The 17,628-nt window shown below is 47.8% G+C and carries 14 protein-coding genes and 1 tRNA gene; 2 read left to right on the plus strand and 13 right to left on the minus strand.

Going from position 1 to position 17,628, the window contains the following annotated elements:
- Positions 1 to 34 precede the first annotated feature (34 nt).
- From QZ942_RS07080 to QZ942_RS07095, 4 genes are all read right to left on the minus strand, one after another.
- Complete coding sequence (locus tag QZ942_RS07080; protein WP_292994067.1) at positions 35 to 307, minus strand: MoaD/ThiS family protein; 273 nt, start codon at positions 305 to 307, stop codon at positions 35 to 37.
- 137 nt (positions 308 to 444) lie between these two features.
- Positions 445 to 888 carry a M67 family metallopeptidase gene (locus QZ942_RS07085; RefSeq protein WP_292994069.1) on the minus strand — a complete coding sequence of 148 codons (444 nt, stop codon included), beginning with the start codon at positions 886 to 888 and terminating at the stop codon, positions 445 to 447.
- 202 nt (positions 889 to 1,090) lie between these two features.
- Positions 1,091 to 2,263 carry a molybdopterin-synthase adenylyltransferase MoeB gene (gene moeB / locus QZ942_RS07090; RefSeq protein ID WP_292994071.1) on the minus strand — a complete coding sequence of 391 codons (1,173 nt, stop codon included), beginning with the start codon at positions 2,261 to 2,263 and terminating at the stop codon, positions 1,091 to 1,093.
- A gap of 413 nt (positions 2,264 to 2,676) precedes the next feature.
- Positions 2,677 to 3,567 carry an alpha/beta hydrolase gene (locus tag QZ942_RS07095; protein WP_292994073.1) on the minus strand — a complete coding sequence of 297 codons (891 nt, stop codon included), beginning with the start codon at positions 3,565 to 3,567 and terminating at the stop codon, positions 2,677 to 2,679.
- Between the two features lie 292 nt (positions 3,568 to 3,859).
- Here QZ942_RS07095 and lpxK point away from each other — a divergent pair, with 292 nt between their 5' ends.
- The gene (gene lpxK / locus QZ942_RS07100; protein WP_292994075.1) at positions 3,860 to 4,888 is read left to right on the plus strand and encodes a tetraacyldisaccharide 4'-kinase; all 1,029 of its coding nucleotides are present in this window, start codon (positions 3,860 to 3,862) and stop codon (positions 4,886 to 4,888) included.
- Positions 4,889 to 5,426: 538 nt separating this feature from the next.
- Here the strand turns inward: lpxK and QZ942_RS07105 are convergent.
- The 4 genes from QZ942_RS07105 to QZ942_RS07120 form a co-directional block, all read right to left on the minus strand.
- Positions 5,427 to 5,519, minus strand: a tRNA-Ser gene (locus QZ942_RS07105).
- Positions 5,520 to 5,566: 47 nt separating this feature from the next.
- Positions 5,567 to 6,796 (minus strand): aspartate kinase, encoded by a 1,230-nt coding sequence (locus QZ942_RS07110; RefSeq protein WP_292994077.1) that lies wholly within the window; start codon positions 6,794 to 6,796, stop codon positions 5,567 to 5,569.
- Between the two features lie 255 nt (positions 6,797 to 7,051).
- Positions 7,052 to 8,227 (minus strand): PEP-CTERM sorting domain-containing protein, encoded by a 1,176-nt coding sequence (locus QZ942_RS07115; RefSeq protein ID WP_292994079.1) that lies wholly within the window; start codon positions 8,225 to 8,227, stop codon positions 7,052 to 7,054.
- A 436-nt stretch (positions 8,228 to 8,663) separates the two neighbouring features.
- Entirely contained in the window at positions 8,664 to 10,439 is a 1,776-nt protein-coding gene (locus tag QZ942_RS07120) for an SLC13 family permease (protein WP_292994081.1), read from the minus strand.
- 262 nt (positions 10,440 to 10,701) lie between these two features.
- On the opposite strand from QZ942_RS07120, the gene QZ942_RS07125 reads away from it, so the two are divergent.
- Positions 10,702 to 11,235 carry a DUF3617 domain-containing protein gene (locus QZ942_RS07125; protein WP_292994083.1) on the plus strand — a complete coding sequence of 178 codons (534 nt, stop codon included), beginning with the start codon at positions 10,702 to 10,704 and terminating at the stop codon, positions 11,233 to 11,235.
- Positions 11,236 to 11,598: 363 nt separating this feature from the next.
- Here QZ942_RS07125 and QZ942_RS07130 read toward each other — a convergent pair whose 3' ends face one another.
- From QZ942_RS07130 to QZ942_RS07145, 5 genes are all read right to left on the minus strand, one after another.
- The gene (locus QZ942_RS07130; RefSeq protein ID WP_366836235.1) at positions 11,599 to 12,351 is read right to left on the minus strand and encodes a formylglycine-generating enzyme family protein; all 753 of its coding nucleotides are present in this window, start codon (positions 12,349 to 12,351) and stop codon (positions 11,599 to 11,601) included.
- A gap of 100 nt (positions 12,352 to 12,451) precedes the next feature.
- Positions 12,452 to 12,784: an SUMF1/EgtB/PvdO family nonheme iron enzyme gene (locus QZ942_RS14075; RefSeq protein WP_366836213.1), complete on the minus strand. Its 333-nt coding sequence runs from the start codon at positions 12,782 to 12,784 to the stop codon at positions 12,452 to 12,454.
- Entirely contained in the window at positions 12,711 to 13,844 is a 1,134-nt protein-coding gene (locus QZ942_RS07135) for an RNA-directed DNA polymerase (protein WP_292994087.1), read from the minus strand. Before QZ942_RS07135 ends, QZ942_RS14075 begins: the two co-directional genes overlap by 74 nt.
- Positions 13,841 to 14,212: a diversity-generating retroelement protein Avd gene (gene avd, locus QZ942_RS07140; RefSeq protein WP_292994089.1), complete on the minus strand. Its 372-nt coding sequence runs from the start codon at positions 14,210 to 14,212 to the stop codon at positions 13,841 to 13,843. The genes QZ942_RS07135 and avd overlap by 4 nt, the downstream gene beginning before the upstream one ends.
- A 269-nt stretch (positions 14,213 to 14,481) precedes the next feature.
- Complete coding sequence (locus tag QZ942_RS07145; protein ID WP_292994091.1) at positions 14,482 to 17,622, minus strand: formylglycine-generating enzyme family protein; 3,141 nt, start codon at positions 17,620 to 17,622, stop codon at positions 14,482 to 14,484.
- Positions 17,623 to 17,628: the final 6 nt, after the last annotated feature.

The raw sequence follows: 17,628 nt of genomic DNA on the forward strand, positions 1-17,628 counted from the left end.
TTATTTATCTGTGTAAAACGAATATAAAATCAGCTTATCCTCCGGCGACAGCGGGCAAAATGGTCAATACATCACCATCTTGCAAGCTTGTTGCGAGACCGTCACAAAAACGGATATCGTTATCGTTCACATAGATATTGATGAAACGATGAGCGGCCCCTCCAGCAATCAGCTTTGCTTTGATACCCGGAAACTGCTGCTCCATTTCATCGATAACTTCAGAAACTTTGAATCCACTCATATTGATGCGTTTTTGATCATTCGTGAGCGGCCTTAATATGGTTGGAATAATTACTGTGATTGACATCGCTTACCTTCTTTGAATAGCTTGTGTGGTTTAAAAATCATGAACCCAAACTGGAATGGTTCGAATGGAAAGGGATGCAGGAAATAACTTATTCCGATTCGATAATTGTTCAATCCGGGCTTTTTCTTGCGTTGGCTTTAGGCAACCATCTGTAATTCCAGCTCAGCTTGATACTGATGAACTATCCGGACTCGTTCTTCAATGATCATCCGATCGACAATACGGAAGCTTCGAATTTCCTCTTTATAGAGAAAATTCGTTGGAATAATGACATAATGCGACTGGGGTTCGGTTGCAAATTCAACGTCGGTATGACTCGGATAGGCCTGAGAATCGGTGTGAGAATGATAGATAACAATGGGTTCTTCACAGCGCGCGTCCATCTCTCTCCAAACTTGAAGTTGCTGTTGCGGATCAAATTGAAAGAAGTTATCCGATTGCGCTGCATTACGCATTGGAATTAGGCGCAATGGCAGATTCGATCCTGCGGGACCAGCGATGACACCACAGGTCTCAATTGGATGATCATTCAGTGCTTGAGTGATCATGGCATTAATCAGCCTAGAATGTATCGTCAACATAATTCCTAATCTCCTAAATATAAAAAAGCTTATTGCTTGATCCATCAAATAAATTTTATTTTCTAAAAAAACAAGACCACATAAGACTCAACGTAAACACTTACTGTTGATTGCTATGTTATGTTGAATACAGTACTTACTTCGAAACGCAACAAATACTGATTGCTAAAACCCAAAGTAACTTCTTTGTTTTGATGCTTATTTAATAGGTTGGCAGTGACTGATCGACATCTTTGATCCACGCAAGAATTCCACCGTCTAAACTTTTCACGTTGGTAAAACCATATTTCTGCATTTCAACGAGCACATCGCGAGAGCGCATCCCCATTTTGCAATGAAGAACAATGAAATCCTCTTTATTCATCGTGGCCAAAACTTCTTCCGACATTATTTGATTTTTCGGAATAAGCGTAGCGCCCTCAATATGAACGATATTCCATTCTTCGATGCCGCGAACATCGATGAGTTGGACATCTGTACCATTTTCTTTGATTGTTTTCAGCTCCCGCGCACTGATCACAGGGATATTGGTGCGGCTATCATGGGCTGAGCGATCTACACCACAGAATCTTTGATAGTCGATCAATTGAGTGATCGGGGTTCGCACCGGGGCTTTGTGTAGCGGAATAAACCGGTAGCTCATCTCCAGGGCATCATAGACAGCTAGACGCCCCAACATGGTTTCACCGATTCCGGTAATTAATTTAATCGCTTCTGTTGCCATCATCGCACCAATCGAAGCGCAAAGAATCCCCAATACACCGCCTTCTGCGCAGGATGGCGCCATTTCAGCTGGCGGTGGTTCTGGATACAAATCGCGGTAATTCAATCCCAACCCGCCAGGTGCATTTTCCCAGAAGACGGAAACCTGCCCTTCAAACCGGTAAATAGATCCCCATACATAGGGTTTCCCTGCCAAAACACAGGCATCGTTCACCAAATAGCGTGTAGCAAAATTATCTGTACCATCCACAATCAGGTCATATTCTGAAATAATCTTTCCGGCATTGGTAGCTTCAAGCCGTTCACTGTGAAGTCGTACACGAACATAGGGATTCAATTCATTGATCGAGTCCCGCGCACTCTCAGATTTCAATCGGCTGATATCGGACTGACCGTGAATAATTTGTCTTTGCAGATTAGACTCATCCACCACATCGAAATCAATGATGCCCAATGTACCAACCCCGGCTGCTGCGAGATAAAGCAGCGCCGGAGAACCTAATCCCCCGGCACCGATCACTAGAACCTTACTACTTTTAAGCCGCTTTTGACCTTCCAGACCCACTTCAGGAATTAATAAGTGACGGCTATAGCGCGAAATCTCGTGTTTACTCAGCTCTTCTACAGGACTAACTAATGGTGGTAATCGCATAAAAACTCCCTATTCGTTCTAAATTCATTACCTTATCCAATGGACAGCGTAATTCACTTGCTACTCTGTCGGGTCAAAATTTACTGGCTTATGTTTCATGTATCGGCGTGCATATCTCGATAAAGAAAAACACTTGCTGTAATTTAGTTCTGCGAAATGTAAATTAAACGAATGCAATTGGGAATGCGGCAAATTGCCGCGCGACATTTTGCCGCAGCAGCGAGAAGCTGGTTTCAGGGTATGATTATTGAGAAGAAAATTCTATAATTCATAATTTAAAATATGAACTTATCAGTTATCTTCTGGCACGGACAGGAATGGAAGAATGCTGAAGGGCAGGAAAAAGCAATCTCGCTGATTTTTTGTGGGATCGCTAAAAATTCGTTATTGGAAGTTCAAAACACAACGACACGCTATTTCAAAATAAAATCCCGTACGATTCTAATCTGATTGTCATCCATAAGCATCGGGGCATGACCGATACCGGGCAATTCGACGATTTTGGCTTTCGCGCCACGCACCTGCATCTGTGCGGCAGTTTCAGCCGTTAATATATCCGATTCAGTTCCACGCAAGACCAAAGTAGGATTAGCTAACTTATCCCATTGTTCCCATAAATCAATGTCCTTGATTTCACGATCTTTAAAGCTGATTGCAATCCTCGGATCATAGCGAAAACCGAAGGATCCATCTGCATATTCGCGTGCACTGTGAATCGCCATATGATTCCACTGATCCTCAGTTAATGGACCAAATGACGCAGAAATCACTTTCATATAGTTCTTAAATTCTTCGAAACTAGCAAAGCGCGGATCTTTACCGACATAATCGGCAATCCTTTTCAGAGCAACCGCAGGAATCAACGGACCAATGTCGCTCAGTATCAATTTATTGATTGTAAAAGGCAGATTCGGTTGGATCGCCAGAATCATTCCGATCAATCCCCCCATCGAAATACCCACCCAATCCAGCGTAATCTTTGTTTGGTATTGCGCCTGGATATGGGCCACTAATGACATCGCGTCTGAGAGGTATAGCGGGTAGTAATCATAGTCATGCGCATGCGCCAGCCAATCGCTTTGGCCGCGCCCTACTACATCAACAGAAATTACCCTGCAATCCGATTGCAGGGCTTGTGCAAGATAATCGAAATCACGGCAATTACGTGTTAATCCATGGACGCAGATGACAACATGCGGATTCTGCGGATCCCCCCAATCGGTATACGCGATATGATGCGGATCTTTTTGCTTGCCATCGGCCGATAATGTAGGGACAAGTAATCGATTGATTAATATTTTCATCGTTTAATTTTGCGCTAATTACATAAATAGGTTAAAACAAAACTGAGCGTTCATACTGCCCAATCTTCACACAAATCTTGTCTATCGGATATACGGCATAAAAAAATTTAACTTCCAAATCGATTACCACTTAGAATGAAAGTACAGCTTCATACCCATGAGGAAATTCTAATTAAGTTGATTACATTCATAGTTCGACAACCTCACCACAAACGTAATCAATATATTACCTCTCGTCCCGAGTCTGTCGAAGAACTTAATCAGAGCTCTGTAACTTGAATAGAAACGAAATATGAAATTGTCAGCGCTCTATTGGCATCGTATCACTCCATTACACTTTCTGTTATGGCCTTTAAGTGTTTTCTATAGTTTCTTCTTAGTACTAAAGAAATTATGCTATTGGCTGGATATTTTGCCTTCGATCAAGCTACCAGTTCCTGTCATTATGATCGATAGTATCAGTATCGATGATGGCGGCAAAACGCCTCTACTGTTCTGGCTCGTTGATTGCTTACTGACACATGGTTTTTCACCGGGAATCATAACACGAGGTAACTATGATAATCCTGGGCCTCCCGCAGCCGTAACCTCCACCAGTGATCCCAATAGCGTCGGTGGAAAAACATTTTTACTTGCACAGCATTGTGGAGAACCATGTCCCGTTTGGATTGGAAATGACAGAGCCGCAGTTGCACAAGCACTTCTGAATGCACACCCAACTTGCAATGTCATCATCTGCAATGACGGCATGCAATATTATCGCCTTGAACGGGATATTGACCTGGTTGCCGTTGATTTTAGCGAGCAGAGCTTCGGCAACGGATTGCTCCTGCCTGCCGGTCCATTACGGATGAATCTTAAGTATTTGGGGAAATCCGGCATTATCGTAACAAATGGAAAACAAAATCCTCATACTGATACGAGCAAATGGGGGAAAACCTACAATATGAAGCTGATCAATGAAATTGCATATAATGTAATCAATCCTGAAGTCCATCAACTGGTTTCGGATTTCAAAAACAAACGTGTACACGCCATCGCAGACGCGGATAATTCGTCTTGGTTTTTTGATTATATACAGAGAATAGGCCTAAATGCAGAATTACACTCGTATGCAGAAAATCACCGATTTACCCAATCAGAGATTTATTTTGCTGAAGCAGATGTTGTACTCATGCCTGAAGAAAATGCTTTGCAGTGCCAGAGTTTCGCAGACAACAAACTTTGGGCATTGCCCAAAAAAGCTTGGGTCAATAGCGAATTGCAGGCTATCATACTGAAAAAAATTGGAAATAATTCTACTCTGCAAAGTCGACTATGAGCCCGATCCAATCAGCTTATCTTGGCAAGTTATTGAGAACGAATTCGAGACAGCCGATGCAAGACAAAACAAGAGAAAAAGCTTAGTTTATGTATAAAAAAGAGTATTTCAAGTTTGTTTCTAACACCACATCGGCAACACAGCTAGTTTTTTAACGGTCTGCCAAGAATCTGTTGGACTCGATACTGATCTACTGCACTATGGAAATAGCGCTTCGCGGTTTGAGTCCGGCAGACTTCCAGCGGGATAGTTAATTAGAAATGGCGTTGATAGCGTCCAATTAATCCAAACTTGACGGACTACTAGTCGTTAGTGATCAAGGTATTCGGAGGCTTGCCGGTCAGAAAAAAAATAACAAATACCGGAAAGCAGAGGAACTGATTGCTAAAGGTCAAACAATTCGAATGCTAAGAGAAAGTGATTTTCTAGAAATCATCAATGATGCAACTTAATACAAATCTTATACAACTTATAAGATGTTAGGTGTTTTGTTGGATAGGTATTAAAATCCATTAACCTATTGATTATATTACATACATGGCGGAGAGAGAGGGATTCGAACCCTCGATAAGCTTTTTGTGCCTATACTCCCTTAGCAGGGGAGCGCCTTCGACCACTCGGCCATCTCTCCGTTATTTATTGCGATAAGCTAATTCTCGATGAATACTATTATTCTTGTTAAAGTGCCTGCTCAAGATCAAATGCTTTATGCAGCACTCTGACAGCGAGTTCCATATATTTTTCATCGACAACAACGGATACCTTTATCTCGGAAGTAGCAATCATTTGTATGTTAATCCCTTCTTCTGCCAGCACACGGAACATTTTGCTGGCAATACCAGCGTGAGAGCGCATGCCAACACCAACTACCGAGACTTTCGCAATTCTATCACCTCCCAATACATCGCGCGCACCAATATGAGGCTGGATCTTTTCTTTCAGGATATTCATCGTATTTTTAAATTCATTGCGATGAACGGTAAATGAGAAATCTGTCAAACCATCGTGGCCTACATTTTGGATAATCATATCCACATCAATATTAGCATCAGCCACGGGGCCAAGAATTTGATAAGCAATACCAGGATGGTCGGGAACACCTAATACAGTAATTTTCGCTTCATCACGATTAAATGCGATTCCTGAAATGACCGCTTGTTCCATATTTTCATCTTCCTCAAAAGTAATCAGAGTACCTTGACCTGCATCCTCAAAACTGGATAAAACTCTCAACTTTACTTTATATTTCCCTGCGAATTCAACAGATCTTAATTGTAAAACCTTGGAGCCAAGACTTGCCATCTCAAGCATTTCTTCGAAGGTGATTGTATTCAGTCTTCTTGCTTCAGCGACTACACGAGGATCTGTCGTATAGATCCCATCCACATCCGTATAAATCTGGCATTCATCGGCTTTTAAAGCAGCTGCCAGAGCTACCCCGGTAGTATCTGATCCGCCACGACCCAGCGTGGTGATGCTTCCTTTCTCGTCGATCCCTTGAAATCCGGCGACTACCACCACATAACCGGCTTCTAGGTCGCCTCGAATTTTTGCTTCATCAATACTCAATATCCGGGCTTTAGTATGTGTGCTATCGGTCAGTATTCGCACTTGCGGACCAGTATAGCTTTTGGCTTTGACGTTAAGTTCCATCAATGCCATCGCTAACAGTGCGATGGATACTTGCTCACCGGTGGAAATCATCACATCCAATTCACGCGGATCAGGATTTTCCTGAACTTCGTGCGCAAGAGCAATCAGGCGATTCGTTTCGCCGCTCATGGCTGAAACAACAACTACAATTTGGTGCCCTTGTGAATGGAATTTCGCCACCCTGCGCGCAACATTCTTTATCCGCTCAGTGCTTCCAACCGATGTGCCGCCGTATTTTTGAACGTAAAATGCCACAGATCAACTATCCACTAAATTTTAGAATGGAAAAACTTTTCAATTTTACATGCTTCCCTCAAAGAAAACCAGACCAAGTCTCTTCCAACATGAAATGAAGCTGAAGGGTCAGAATATTTCCGCCAAGGAATGATCTGAAATTGAATTGCTGAATTGGTCATTATGCGAAGCTATAGACCTTGTCGCAGATCAAGGCATTTCTGGACGGAGCATCGGAGGTTACATTTCGAGTTTCCAAGGGAGAACGTAATCAGTTTATCGAGTTTGCTTTCTACGTCGCAATACGAAACCCAGCAATCCCAACCCAGTCAGCAACATGGCGTAGGTCTCCGGTTCCGGGATTGCGACAATAGGAGAATCAGGTGAAAGTAAAAATGCCCGAGATCCGCCACCGGCAGAATCTTTCAGGGATCCCCATCCGATGATCTGTCCGTGATTGTTAATACCAACTGCTGAAAGCTCGGTCCATCCGGCTGCGACAACCGGCGCAAGCAGCGAGAGATCGGTTATTAGATCATCGGCATACAGGAAAGCACTGTGAGTACATTGGATACAAAAACTATTTAACCCTCCCACCACATGACCAAAATCGTTGATATCATTTGCTATGCTGTCTATCGGGGTACCCAACTCGGCTAAGCTTAAACCATCTGCATCAGTGACAAAGGCATGCCCAGGAAGATAACCGGAAAGGGGATCATAAAAACCAGAAAATCCCACTACCTGTCCAGCATCGTTGATGCCACCGGCAAAGCTGTGTGTGGCTCCTTGAATGGAACCCAGATCTTTTATGCCTATACCGTTTTCACCAGTAATGAAGGCATGTTGCATGGTGTTGCGCGCATTGGAAAAACTCCCCACTACCTGCCCAGAATTGTTGATATCGTAGGCAACGCTGGAGATTCTGCGCAAGGCAGTCAAGTCAGTCATCCCCACTCCACCCGGGCCAGTGATGAAAGCGTGGTAAGCGGCATTTCCCGCAGTGGAAGAAACTCCCACTACTTGGCCAAAATCGTTGACACCGTAGGCGATGCTATAATCTCCACCCAAGGTACCCAAGTCGGTCATCCCCACGCCGTTTGCGCCAGTGATGAAAGCATGCGTGCTCCCAGCACTCGTGAAAGAATATCCCACAACCTGCCCGGAAATGTTGATATCGGCGGCATAGGTTCCTACTCCACCTAAGGTATCCAAATAATTGATGCCTACACCGTTTGCGCCCGTAATGAAAGCGCGACTAAACCCAGCACTATTGTCAACACCCGCCACTTGCCCGGAATCGTTGATAGCCTTCGCAACGCTATATGACCCATCAAGCGCACCCAGTTCTCGAATTGACCAATCCGCCCATGCAATTGCTGGAATTGAAACTGCGGAAATTCCAGCAAGAAAGGTGACAGTGCGTTTAAGTTTTGCAAGTTTATTATGCATGATTTCCTTATTGAGTGACTGGTCAACTGGTGATAAGGCGGTCATCCATCAAGATGAATAGAGTATCGATTCCAACCTTTCCCCGGATTATCAGCTTACACGGTTTATGACCGGTTCGATAGACTCTGACTACTGCCGGCTACGGGAATAATAATGTTCATTGCCTCAAACAATAAGGCAGAATAGCGGCCAATTTACCCGCTATTTCCGGAATTATTATCCACAGCTTTATCGATAGCCTCGATGAGCAGAGTGCTAGTTTTATTCTTTGGAAAATGCAAGCGGTCTTAAGTCAACCTCCCTAGTGCCCTACTTTGATAATCAAAAAAGATGAAGGGAATTGGATACAGTTTAACTGCAAAGTTATAGAGCTAATGCAGAACCGCACCCAAGAGGAGCGAAGAATTCGAATGGAACCTAAACGAGATAGCCCGTACTATCTGGTCAAAGGCCAGCCGATTAATAATACGGCAATGGTGACAACACCGGCCACGATATTCATCGGTATTCCCGCACGCAGGAAATCGGTAAATCGATACTCGCCCGGACCATAAACCATCATATTTGTCTGATAACCCAACGGTGTTGCGAAACTGGCGGAAGCCGCCATCATGATGGCAAACACAAAAGGCTCATTATTTAAACTGGCTTTCTCGGTGATCTCCAGCACAATGGGCAGCATTAAAAGCGCTGCGGCATTATTGGTAATGACTTCGGTTAATATTGAGATGGATATATAGACCAGAATGAGCAGAAGCCAGGGTGTGCCACCGCTCAAATCCACGATATTTGCCGCAAGATATTTAGCCACGCCGGTTTTTTCCAAGGCCATACCCAAGGCAAATGATGATGCAATGGTAATGATAACCGTCAAATCAAGACTTCTTTCTGCCTGATTGGCAGAACAGCAGCCCGAAATAATCATCAGACCGGCGCCAATCAATGCCGCATTCAGCATGGTAATAACTTCAAAGCTGGCCGCCGCGATGACGCCGACAAGAATCGCCCAGGCGAGATACGCGCGTTCATGGCGCGGCGCTTCGGTGTTCAGGTCATTAATCAGCAAAAAATCCTTGTTATAACGCTGGCGGCTGACAAAAGCCGGTCTTGCTTCCAGCAACAACGTATCACCGGCCTGCAATATGATGCTTCCGAGATTGCCTTTAATACGTTCGCCATTACGCGCTACAGCCAATACCGCCGCGCCATAGCGGGAACGAAAGCGCGCATCGCGTATCGCATACCCCAGTGCTGCACAATGCGGTGACACGACGGCTTCAATCAAACGCCGTTCAGCATGTTGCATGGTGAATGTTTGAGTTTGTTCTTCCTCAGTCGACGGAACAATCCCATTAATGCGCATCAAATCCGAAATCGCATCGGTATCACCGGCAAACACCAACCGGTCGCCACCTTGAAGCACTTCTTCGGGTGAGACAACAGTAATCGCGGTTCCATTTCGATCAATCTCAATCAGGTATACGCGTTGCAAGTGCCTTAACCCGGCTTGCTCGATCGTTTTTCCGACCAAAGGACCATTAGGCGCGATGGAGACCTCCAGGGTAAATTCGCGCAGATTGGAAAAAACCTCGCCTTGTGTCCGGTTCGGCAACAATTTTGGAAAGGCTAGCCACATTAATAAGAAACCGGCAATGGCAACGGGTATACCGACAACCGTTATCGAAAACAAGGAAAAACCGGATTCACCGGTCAACACCTGATACTGACCGTTGACGATCAGATTGGTGCTGGTTCCAATTAATGTAATCGTGCCGCCCAGAATGGCGGTATAGCTCAGCGGAATCATCAGTTTCGAAGGCGAAATCCCAATCTTGCGCGACCAGCTATAAATCGCCGGAATCATGGTGGCAACCACCGGCGTGTTATTCAGAAAGCTACTGAGAAATACGACCGGGAAAAACATCCGGGAAATTGCACCTCGCACCGTCTTCGGTCTGCCTAACAAAGCAGTCACCAACAAATCGATTGCGCCGGAGGCATGCATACCCGCAGCAACCACGAACATACCTGCAACAGTAATCAAACCCGAGTTACTAAAACCACTCAACGCATCGTTAGCGCTTAGAATTCCGGATGCACTGAGTATCGTCAGCGCCCCAAGCATGATTAAATGCGGGCCAATCCGTGTAAAAATAAGTGTCGCCAGCACAGCGATGCATAAACTCAGTGCAAACCAGCCTTGCCATTCCATAGTTTTACATTCCTGAGAAAAGATTCGAAATATACAGCAGTTACAGATACGGCTATAAATAATTAATTATTATAATGATATGTCTACAAATTATATGCAGCCGTGCAGACAGATTTAAATTCCAAGAGGTTTTTCCAGTTATCAGCTAAACTCGCTTAAACTTAGGAATCACCGTTGACCGAACGCGTGGGTAATTGACGGCACGATTTCAATTAACTTTTGCACAATTGATTTTTTCAGAACACACCATGCGGAAACCCCAATGCATAAAACCCTTATTTCATTTCTATCCGGCTTGAGCCTAGCAATGACAATGGCAACTTCCAGTTTCGCGCACCAACACATCCGCCCCGGACTCTGGGAAATCACCACAAAATCGGATTTGTTGGCGCTGGTGCCGCATGTTCCCTCGGAACACATGCAACAGCTCAGCGACCTCGCCCGGCGTTATGGCCTGCAACTGCCCCAAATTGAGAATGGCGCAGCCACGTCAAAAATCTGCATCACTCCGGAAATGGCCAAGCAGGAAATCCCCGCCTATTTTTATGAAAACCGTTCCGGCTGCACCGCCCAGAATGCAAAGCGCATCGGCAACAGCTACGAATTGGATCTGGTCTGTACAAATCAGCATTTTCAAGGCAATGGAACCGCACGAGGCACGTTCAGCAGCCCGGAAAGCTTCTCGGGAAATACCGAATTCGACAGCACCGTCGGCGGCACGCCGGTTCATGCATTGGCTGAAACGTACGGCCGCTGGGTCGGCGAACGCTGCACCGCAGTCAACCCGTTGCAGTGATTGGAAGTTTTCTATTGCCCGCACGTACAAAAATCATATGGGCTCAACAACAGCTTCTCCACACTACTATTCTTCGAAAAAATCGATTTTTCACAGCCTGCTAAAGGATCGCAAAAGATTCCTCACTGCGTTCGGAATGACACCAAACAGAACAAGTAGGGTGCATTAAGCGCAGCGCAATACACCAAGCAGCGGCGAACGAAACTGCAGCAATGACGGATTACGCTGCGCTAATCCATCCGACAAAAACCAAAAAAACACAAATCACAAAGAATCAAAGTACAAAGAACAAAAGGTCAAAAAGCCCTGGCAATACGAAAACCCAGGTAGTTGATGGCAGCATCGGCGCCGTCCCTGATACGGTCAGCCGAACGCAAGAGCCGATGGACTGCCGAGCCACGAACCGCCCCGAACCACCCGGCGAGTACAATCTCCGCGATTGGCTTCTCTCCACGCCGAGCCGTCCACTGGCACTCCTTGGTAATTCTCATGCCAGCAATCTTCAGTCCACTCAGAAACATTACCCAGCATATCGAATAAACCAAACTGATTTTCCCCAAAACTGGCAACCGGTGCGGTATAAACATGTCCATCGGAACATTCCGCCAGCGTCCAGCCAGCGTCAGCAATCGATTTTGCTTCTTGACCCGAACCATTGGCATAATCGCATTGCTTGTCGTCCTGATAATAACGTGTCGTTTTCGTGCCTGCCCGTACTACATATTCCCATTCCGCTTCGGTTGGCAACCGGTAAACCGCGCCCGTGCGGTGCGACAGCCATTTCACATAGGCTTGCGCATCATCCCAGGAAACACAGACCACCGGATGGGCGTCAGTTTGTGCAAACCCAGGATTCTTCCAGTTGCGCTCCGGTTGTTGTTCATATGTATTTTGGTCTACATTCCACACAAAACAACCTTTGTTGTTCTCTTCAACAGTAGTTCGATGATTGGTTTCCTGAACAAACTGCCTGAACTGCCCCACGGTAATTTCACAACGGCTGATGGCAAAGGGGTTTGGAATTGAAACTAAATGCTGCGGGCCTTCATCCGATTGACGATCTTTTTCGTTTTCCGGTGACCCCATCAAAAATCGATCCGAACGAATCGCTACCATCGCAGGTGCCAGTTTGGCATCGGTGGCATAGCAAGTTTGCGCTAATTGCTTGGTAACTGCTTTTTCTTTGGAGCTTTGACCACCTCGTGGCAAAACATCCTCATTGGCGTAGGTTCCCTGACAAAATATCAAACTCAGCAGCAGAAATAAAAAGCGGCAGCCTGGCAACAAGCTGCCGCCTGCCGAACACAGCACTCTCTTTGGTTGGCAAAACTGCGCAACCGGGAGACGCCGCGTATGGGCACCCGCGGCACGCCCGGATAATCCTTGAATGATCCGGCTCAGGCACAATTGCGGGCGTACTGGCAATACGAAAACCCAGGTTGTTGTTGGCTTCATCGGTGTTGTTCCTGTTACGGTTAGCCGATCGCAAGTTCTGTGGATTGTTGTTCCACGAACCGCCCCGAACCACCCGGCGATCGTTTAGCGGCATCCCCCTTGCTGAAGTATACCTGCGCCAGAATGGCTTTGCACAAGCCACGGCTATCGGCTTGTCGGGCATGCCCCAGCCAACCGGCGACATGGGGTTTGATTTCAGCCAATGTCATACGATTCGCATGATAAGCTTTGGCCAAATGTTTTAGTTTGCGGCGAAACTGATACCCGCTGCCGCGGCTCAATCGCGTTTTATCCGGGAAAACACGGTATCCCAGCACATCCAATCCGGTTGCTACCGGCACCAGCATTTTCTTGCGCGGGTGAATGCCGATCCGTTCCTTGGCCAAAAAACACTCGATCTGTTTGCACCAATCCCACAATGTGGCTTTATCATCCGCCAATAAAATCATATCGTCGACATAGCGCAAATAAGCTGGCACCTGCAAAGTTTCTTTAATGAAATAATCCAAATCGTTCAAATACACATTACCCAAAAATTGACTGGTCAGATTCCCCAATGGCAGGCCAATAGCGCGCTGTGCCAGATCCATCAAATCATCGCCGGGATATTTGACAACAAATGGATGAGCTGGCCACGGGCTGGAATCGATAATCGTATTAAACAGCCACAACACATCCTGATCAGCAATTAAACGCGCCAATTTTTGTTTCAGAATCTGATGATCCATGCTATCAAAATAGCGGCTGATATCAATTTTCAATGCATACGCGTAGCGATTCGCCCAAACGCGATATTGCCGCACCGCCACATGTACGCCTTTCAGTTTGCGGCTGGCGTAGCTGTCAGGAATAAATTCCCGGTCCAACACCGGCTCGACTTGATTCATCAGCGCATGCTGCACCACCCGGTCGCGGAAAGGCGCTGCCGAAATCAAACGGATTTTCCGGTCGCACACCTGGAATTGCCGGAAACCGCCGGGTTGATAGGTTTTTTGTAACAGCGCCTGACGGATACTGGTCAATTCGTATTCCAAATCAAATCCGAACTGCTGAATTTCCGCCTGATTGCGCTTGCCGCGACGCGCTTTGCGGTAAGCCAACAGCAGATTTTCCCAATCAAGAATGGATTGCCAGGTATTCTGCAAAGGAATCATGCCGTGCTCTCGGGTGTATTGGCTTCTTTCTGCTTACGCCAGCCGCCGATCTGCCGCCCGAGTCCGGACAGGCGCTCAGCGCCCTGTCCATAACTTTGGTGCGTGATCGATTGCAACGTATGGCTCAAGCGCCACAAATGGCGCACCACATCCAATTGCAAATTGGCCGTTTGCAAGTAAGTCGTTTGCGATTTTTGATAGGCCGCATGAATCAAATTTTCCAGCACCAGCAACAAGCCGTTTTCGATGCGCTCACCCAAGGTATAACGCCGGTTGCGCGGGAATTGATCCAATTTCGGGATGATCCAGGCCAATAACTCATGGCAATCTTCCACCGCTTTGGGCATGGTTTGATTTTGCTGTTTCATTTTTACCCTCTAAAAGAACTGCGAACATACAAATGACCCCATTATGTCATTTCGACCAAAGGGAGAAATCTTGTACCGCTGCAAAAGATTCCTCTCTGCGTTCGGAATGACAGCAACCCAAAACAGGTAGGGTGCCATTAAGCACAGCGCAATGCACCGGACGGGCGGTGCACGAAACCGCAGCAATGACGGATTACGCTGCGCTCATCCATCCTACAAAAACCAAAAAAACACAAATCAAAAAGAATCAAAGCACAAAGAACAAAAGGTCAAAAAGCCCTGGCAATACGAAAACCCAGGAGGCCGCCGGCGGCCTCATCGGAGCTGCCCCCGTCACGGTTAGCCGACCGCAAGTACCGTGGATCGCTGCCCCACGAACCGCCCCGAACCACCCGGCGATCACAAACTCCGCCATTAGCTCCTTTCCACGCCAACCCATCTGCTGGCGCGCCTTGATAATTCTCATGCCAGCAATCCTCCACCCACTCCCACACGTTACCGGCGGTATCATGAAGCCCAAAGCGATTCGGTTTGAACGAACCAACCGGTGCAGTCTGTTTACCATCCCATTCACTGCCGCAACCACGACAGTTTGCATTATTTTCCCCGATGTCATTACCCCACCAGTAAGCGGTTTGCATACCTGCGCGTGCGGCGTATTCCCATTCGGCTTCCGTTGGCAGGCGGTATTGCTTGCCGGTTTGATCTGACAACCATTTGACATAGGCTTGTGCATCGTCAAAGCTCACGTTGATCACCGGCCGTTTACCGCGTTCCCAACCGCTATCACTGGGTAATTGCCGCTTGGTGGCGTTGGCAAACGCATCGTATTCGTCAAACGTCACTTCATATTTGCTGATTTCAAAAGCGTAGGCGATGGTGACTTCGTGTTGCGGATCTTCGTCAGGATCTCGACCAGCTTCGGTTTTAGGCGAACCCATTAGGAATTTGCCGGGCGGGATGGCTACCATTTCAGGTTCGAATGGAAGCCGGGATTCTTGTGCAGCGCGCAATTCATCATTGAATCCTGCCCCGTGCTGATACGTGCGGTTAAGCTGTACTTGAATAGTTTTCTCAGATAAGTCCGCTGACTCGATCACGTTGATGGTTGCGCCATACGTCAGCCAAGCCAAACTACGTGCAATCTGTTCGGCAGCAGCCTGCCCGCCGCGCGCAAAGCGGATGGTGTTGATCGCCGGCTTGACATTAAGGGCATCCGATTCGATGGATACGGGAAACTGAGCGGTTTTCAGCTTGCTTTGCAAGGCTTCCATCAGTGCTTGGGTATCTTCGCGGTGGTTGAGCGTAACGCGCCACTGGGTGTTTTCCTGCGCCATTTGGTTGCGCTGATAGTCAACGAAGGCGTGCTGACCAACGTAATGCCAGGCCGCGTATAACGTACCGGTTCCGAGCAGCGCCAAAAACAGCATGATTAAAGCTGGACGCAGAATCAGCGCTTGATTGGTTTTAGGCAGTAGCTTGGTCAGCGCTTGCGGGATGCGGAAATCCAGCAAGCCGAGTTTCCCACCCAACAGGATATTGGCGAAAATTGGATCGTTGATGGCATCGTCCTGAGAGAGTGCGCGCAAGTCATCGAGCTTTAGTTTGAGTTGCAGCTTAGGCGGTGTTCTGACTTCAAGGCTCAGCGAATTGGGGCTGTCCTTATCGGTCAGCCGGTTGAATAAGCGCTGCCAGGCAGCGGCTACCCGTTGCCTTTCGTCACGGTCCATGCCGAGCAGGAGGTATTCCCGCAGCCAATCCGGCAAATGCGCGTGCGTCAACCACGGCAAGCGGCTCAAGCGTGCCAGCCGCTGTTCGCGCTGCGATAGCGGATCGGCGGTATTCAGGCGCTCAAATAACAAATAATCCAACGCGCACGTCAACGCCCAGTGCGGTTTTGGAAACACCGCCACTGCACGCAACAGACGCAAGCCATCGGCAGCCAGGAATTGTTGCAATTGCTCTACCAGCAAGGCAAGATCCGCCCCATAAGGCGGGCGCTCACCAAGCCAAGCATCGGGTTCGGCAGCGATCAATGCGGGCAGCGGCGATGGGTCGGTTTTTTGTAGCATCAGCTTGTGCGGTTGCGGTGTGGTCAGGTGTTCGACCAGTTGCGGCAGGTTGTCTTGCGCCAGCGGCAGCATCAGAAAGTGGTGCTGCGCCAATAATGCTGCGTGCGCGGTACCGGCATCGCGCGGGTGCAGCCAAACTTTGTCCTGCCAAGGCGACAAATCATCGAGCCAGGTGCGAATCTCCCCGCTGTACGGATGAAACAGAATCGCCGTTTCGCTGATAATCAGCAAGCGCGCGGCTTCGTGCCGCGCCACCAGTTGCTGCAGTTGGTAATAGCTGGCTTTGCTGTCGTCGTCATGCCAGCGCACCAGCCAGCGCGGATCGTCGCGAAAGCGATAGGTGTTGATGGGCAGTCCGAGTGCTTTAAAGCGCTTCTCCAATTCTTCCGCCAATGCCGCTTGCTGGTCGTCGCGATGCTGGCTGCGCACCAGCAATAAGTGTTCGGGGGAAACCCGACGGTTGCGGTATACCGGCTGGAAATAACCACCGCTGCGCGCGGTGGCTTCGATGGTGGCGGCAATATGCAGGCGGCTCGTCGGCACCAGCTGCGCTGCATGCAATTCGCGTAATGCCTGCTCGGCCTTGGCACCACCAAAAAAGGGTTGCAGTATCCGATCGAAGCGGGAATGATGCAGCAGGTCGTCAACCGATGCGGTTTGTTTGCGCAAAACCGCATTGCGTTGATAGCGCCAAGCCAAAATCAATAGCACCGGCAACCACGGCAATGCGAACAACGCCCAGCCAATATTGCGCACGATACTTTCCCATTCTAATCCCACATAATCCGGCTCCGGTTGCGGTCGTGGCGCGATGTGATCAACGATGGCAACGGATGCAGTAGCCGGTTGCGGTTTGCGCCGGGGGATCGGTTGTGACGATTTCTCTTTGGGGAGTTCTATAGTTCGCGGCGGCGGTGGTTTTGGCAGGAACCAGTTCGGTGTCTTGACCAGAAATACGGTGATCACGCAAACGATCAGCGCGATGCCGCCCATGATCCAGATTTTTTGCGATTTTTGCGCGGCTTCTTGCGCGGCATTAAAAGCACTGCGGCCTGGTGAGCTGATGCGGTTTTCCGTTGACAGAGATGATTGGCTTTCGCCTTTTAGCCATTGTTCAAACAGCACCGGGAAACGCGCTTGCTCTTCCGGGTTGCGGCAAAACAACGGCCCCAGCAGCGGCGCCAATTCACTGGCTTTTTCTGGCAGCTTATTTTGCTGTTGCAATCGATTAAGCAAGCGTGCGACCGACAGCCAGACATCGACACCGTGCGCCATGCCTTCGGCGCGCAGCAACACACCGAATTCATCGATGCGGGAATAAAATTCTCGGCTATCCACGGAATT

It is taken from the genome of Nitrosomonas sp., assembly GCF_021731985.1.
Lineage (GTDB): Bacteria > Pseudomonadota > Gammaproteobacteria > Burkholderiales > Nitrosomonadaceae > Nitrosomonas.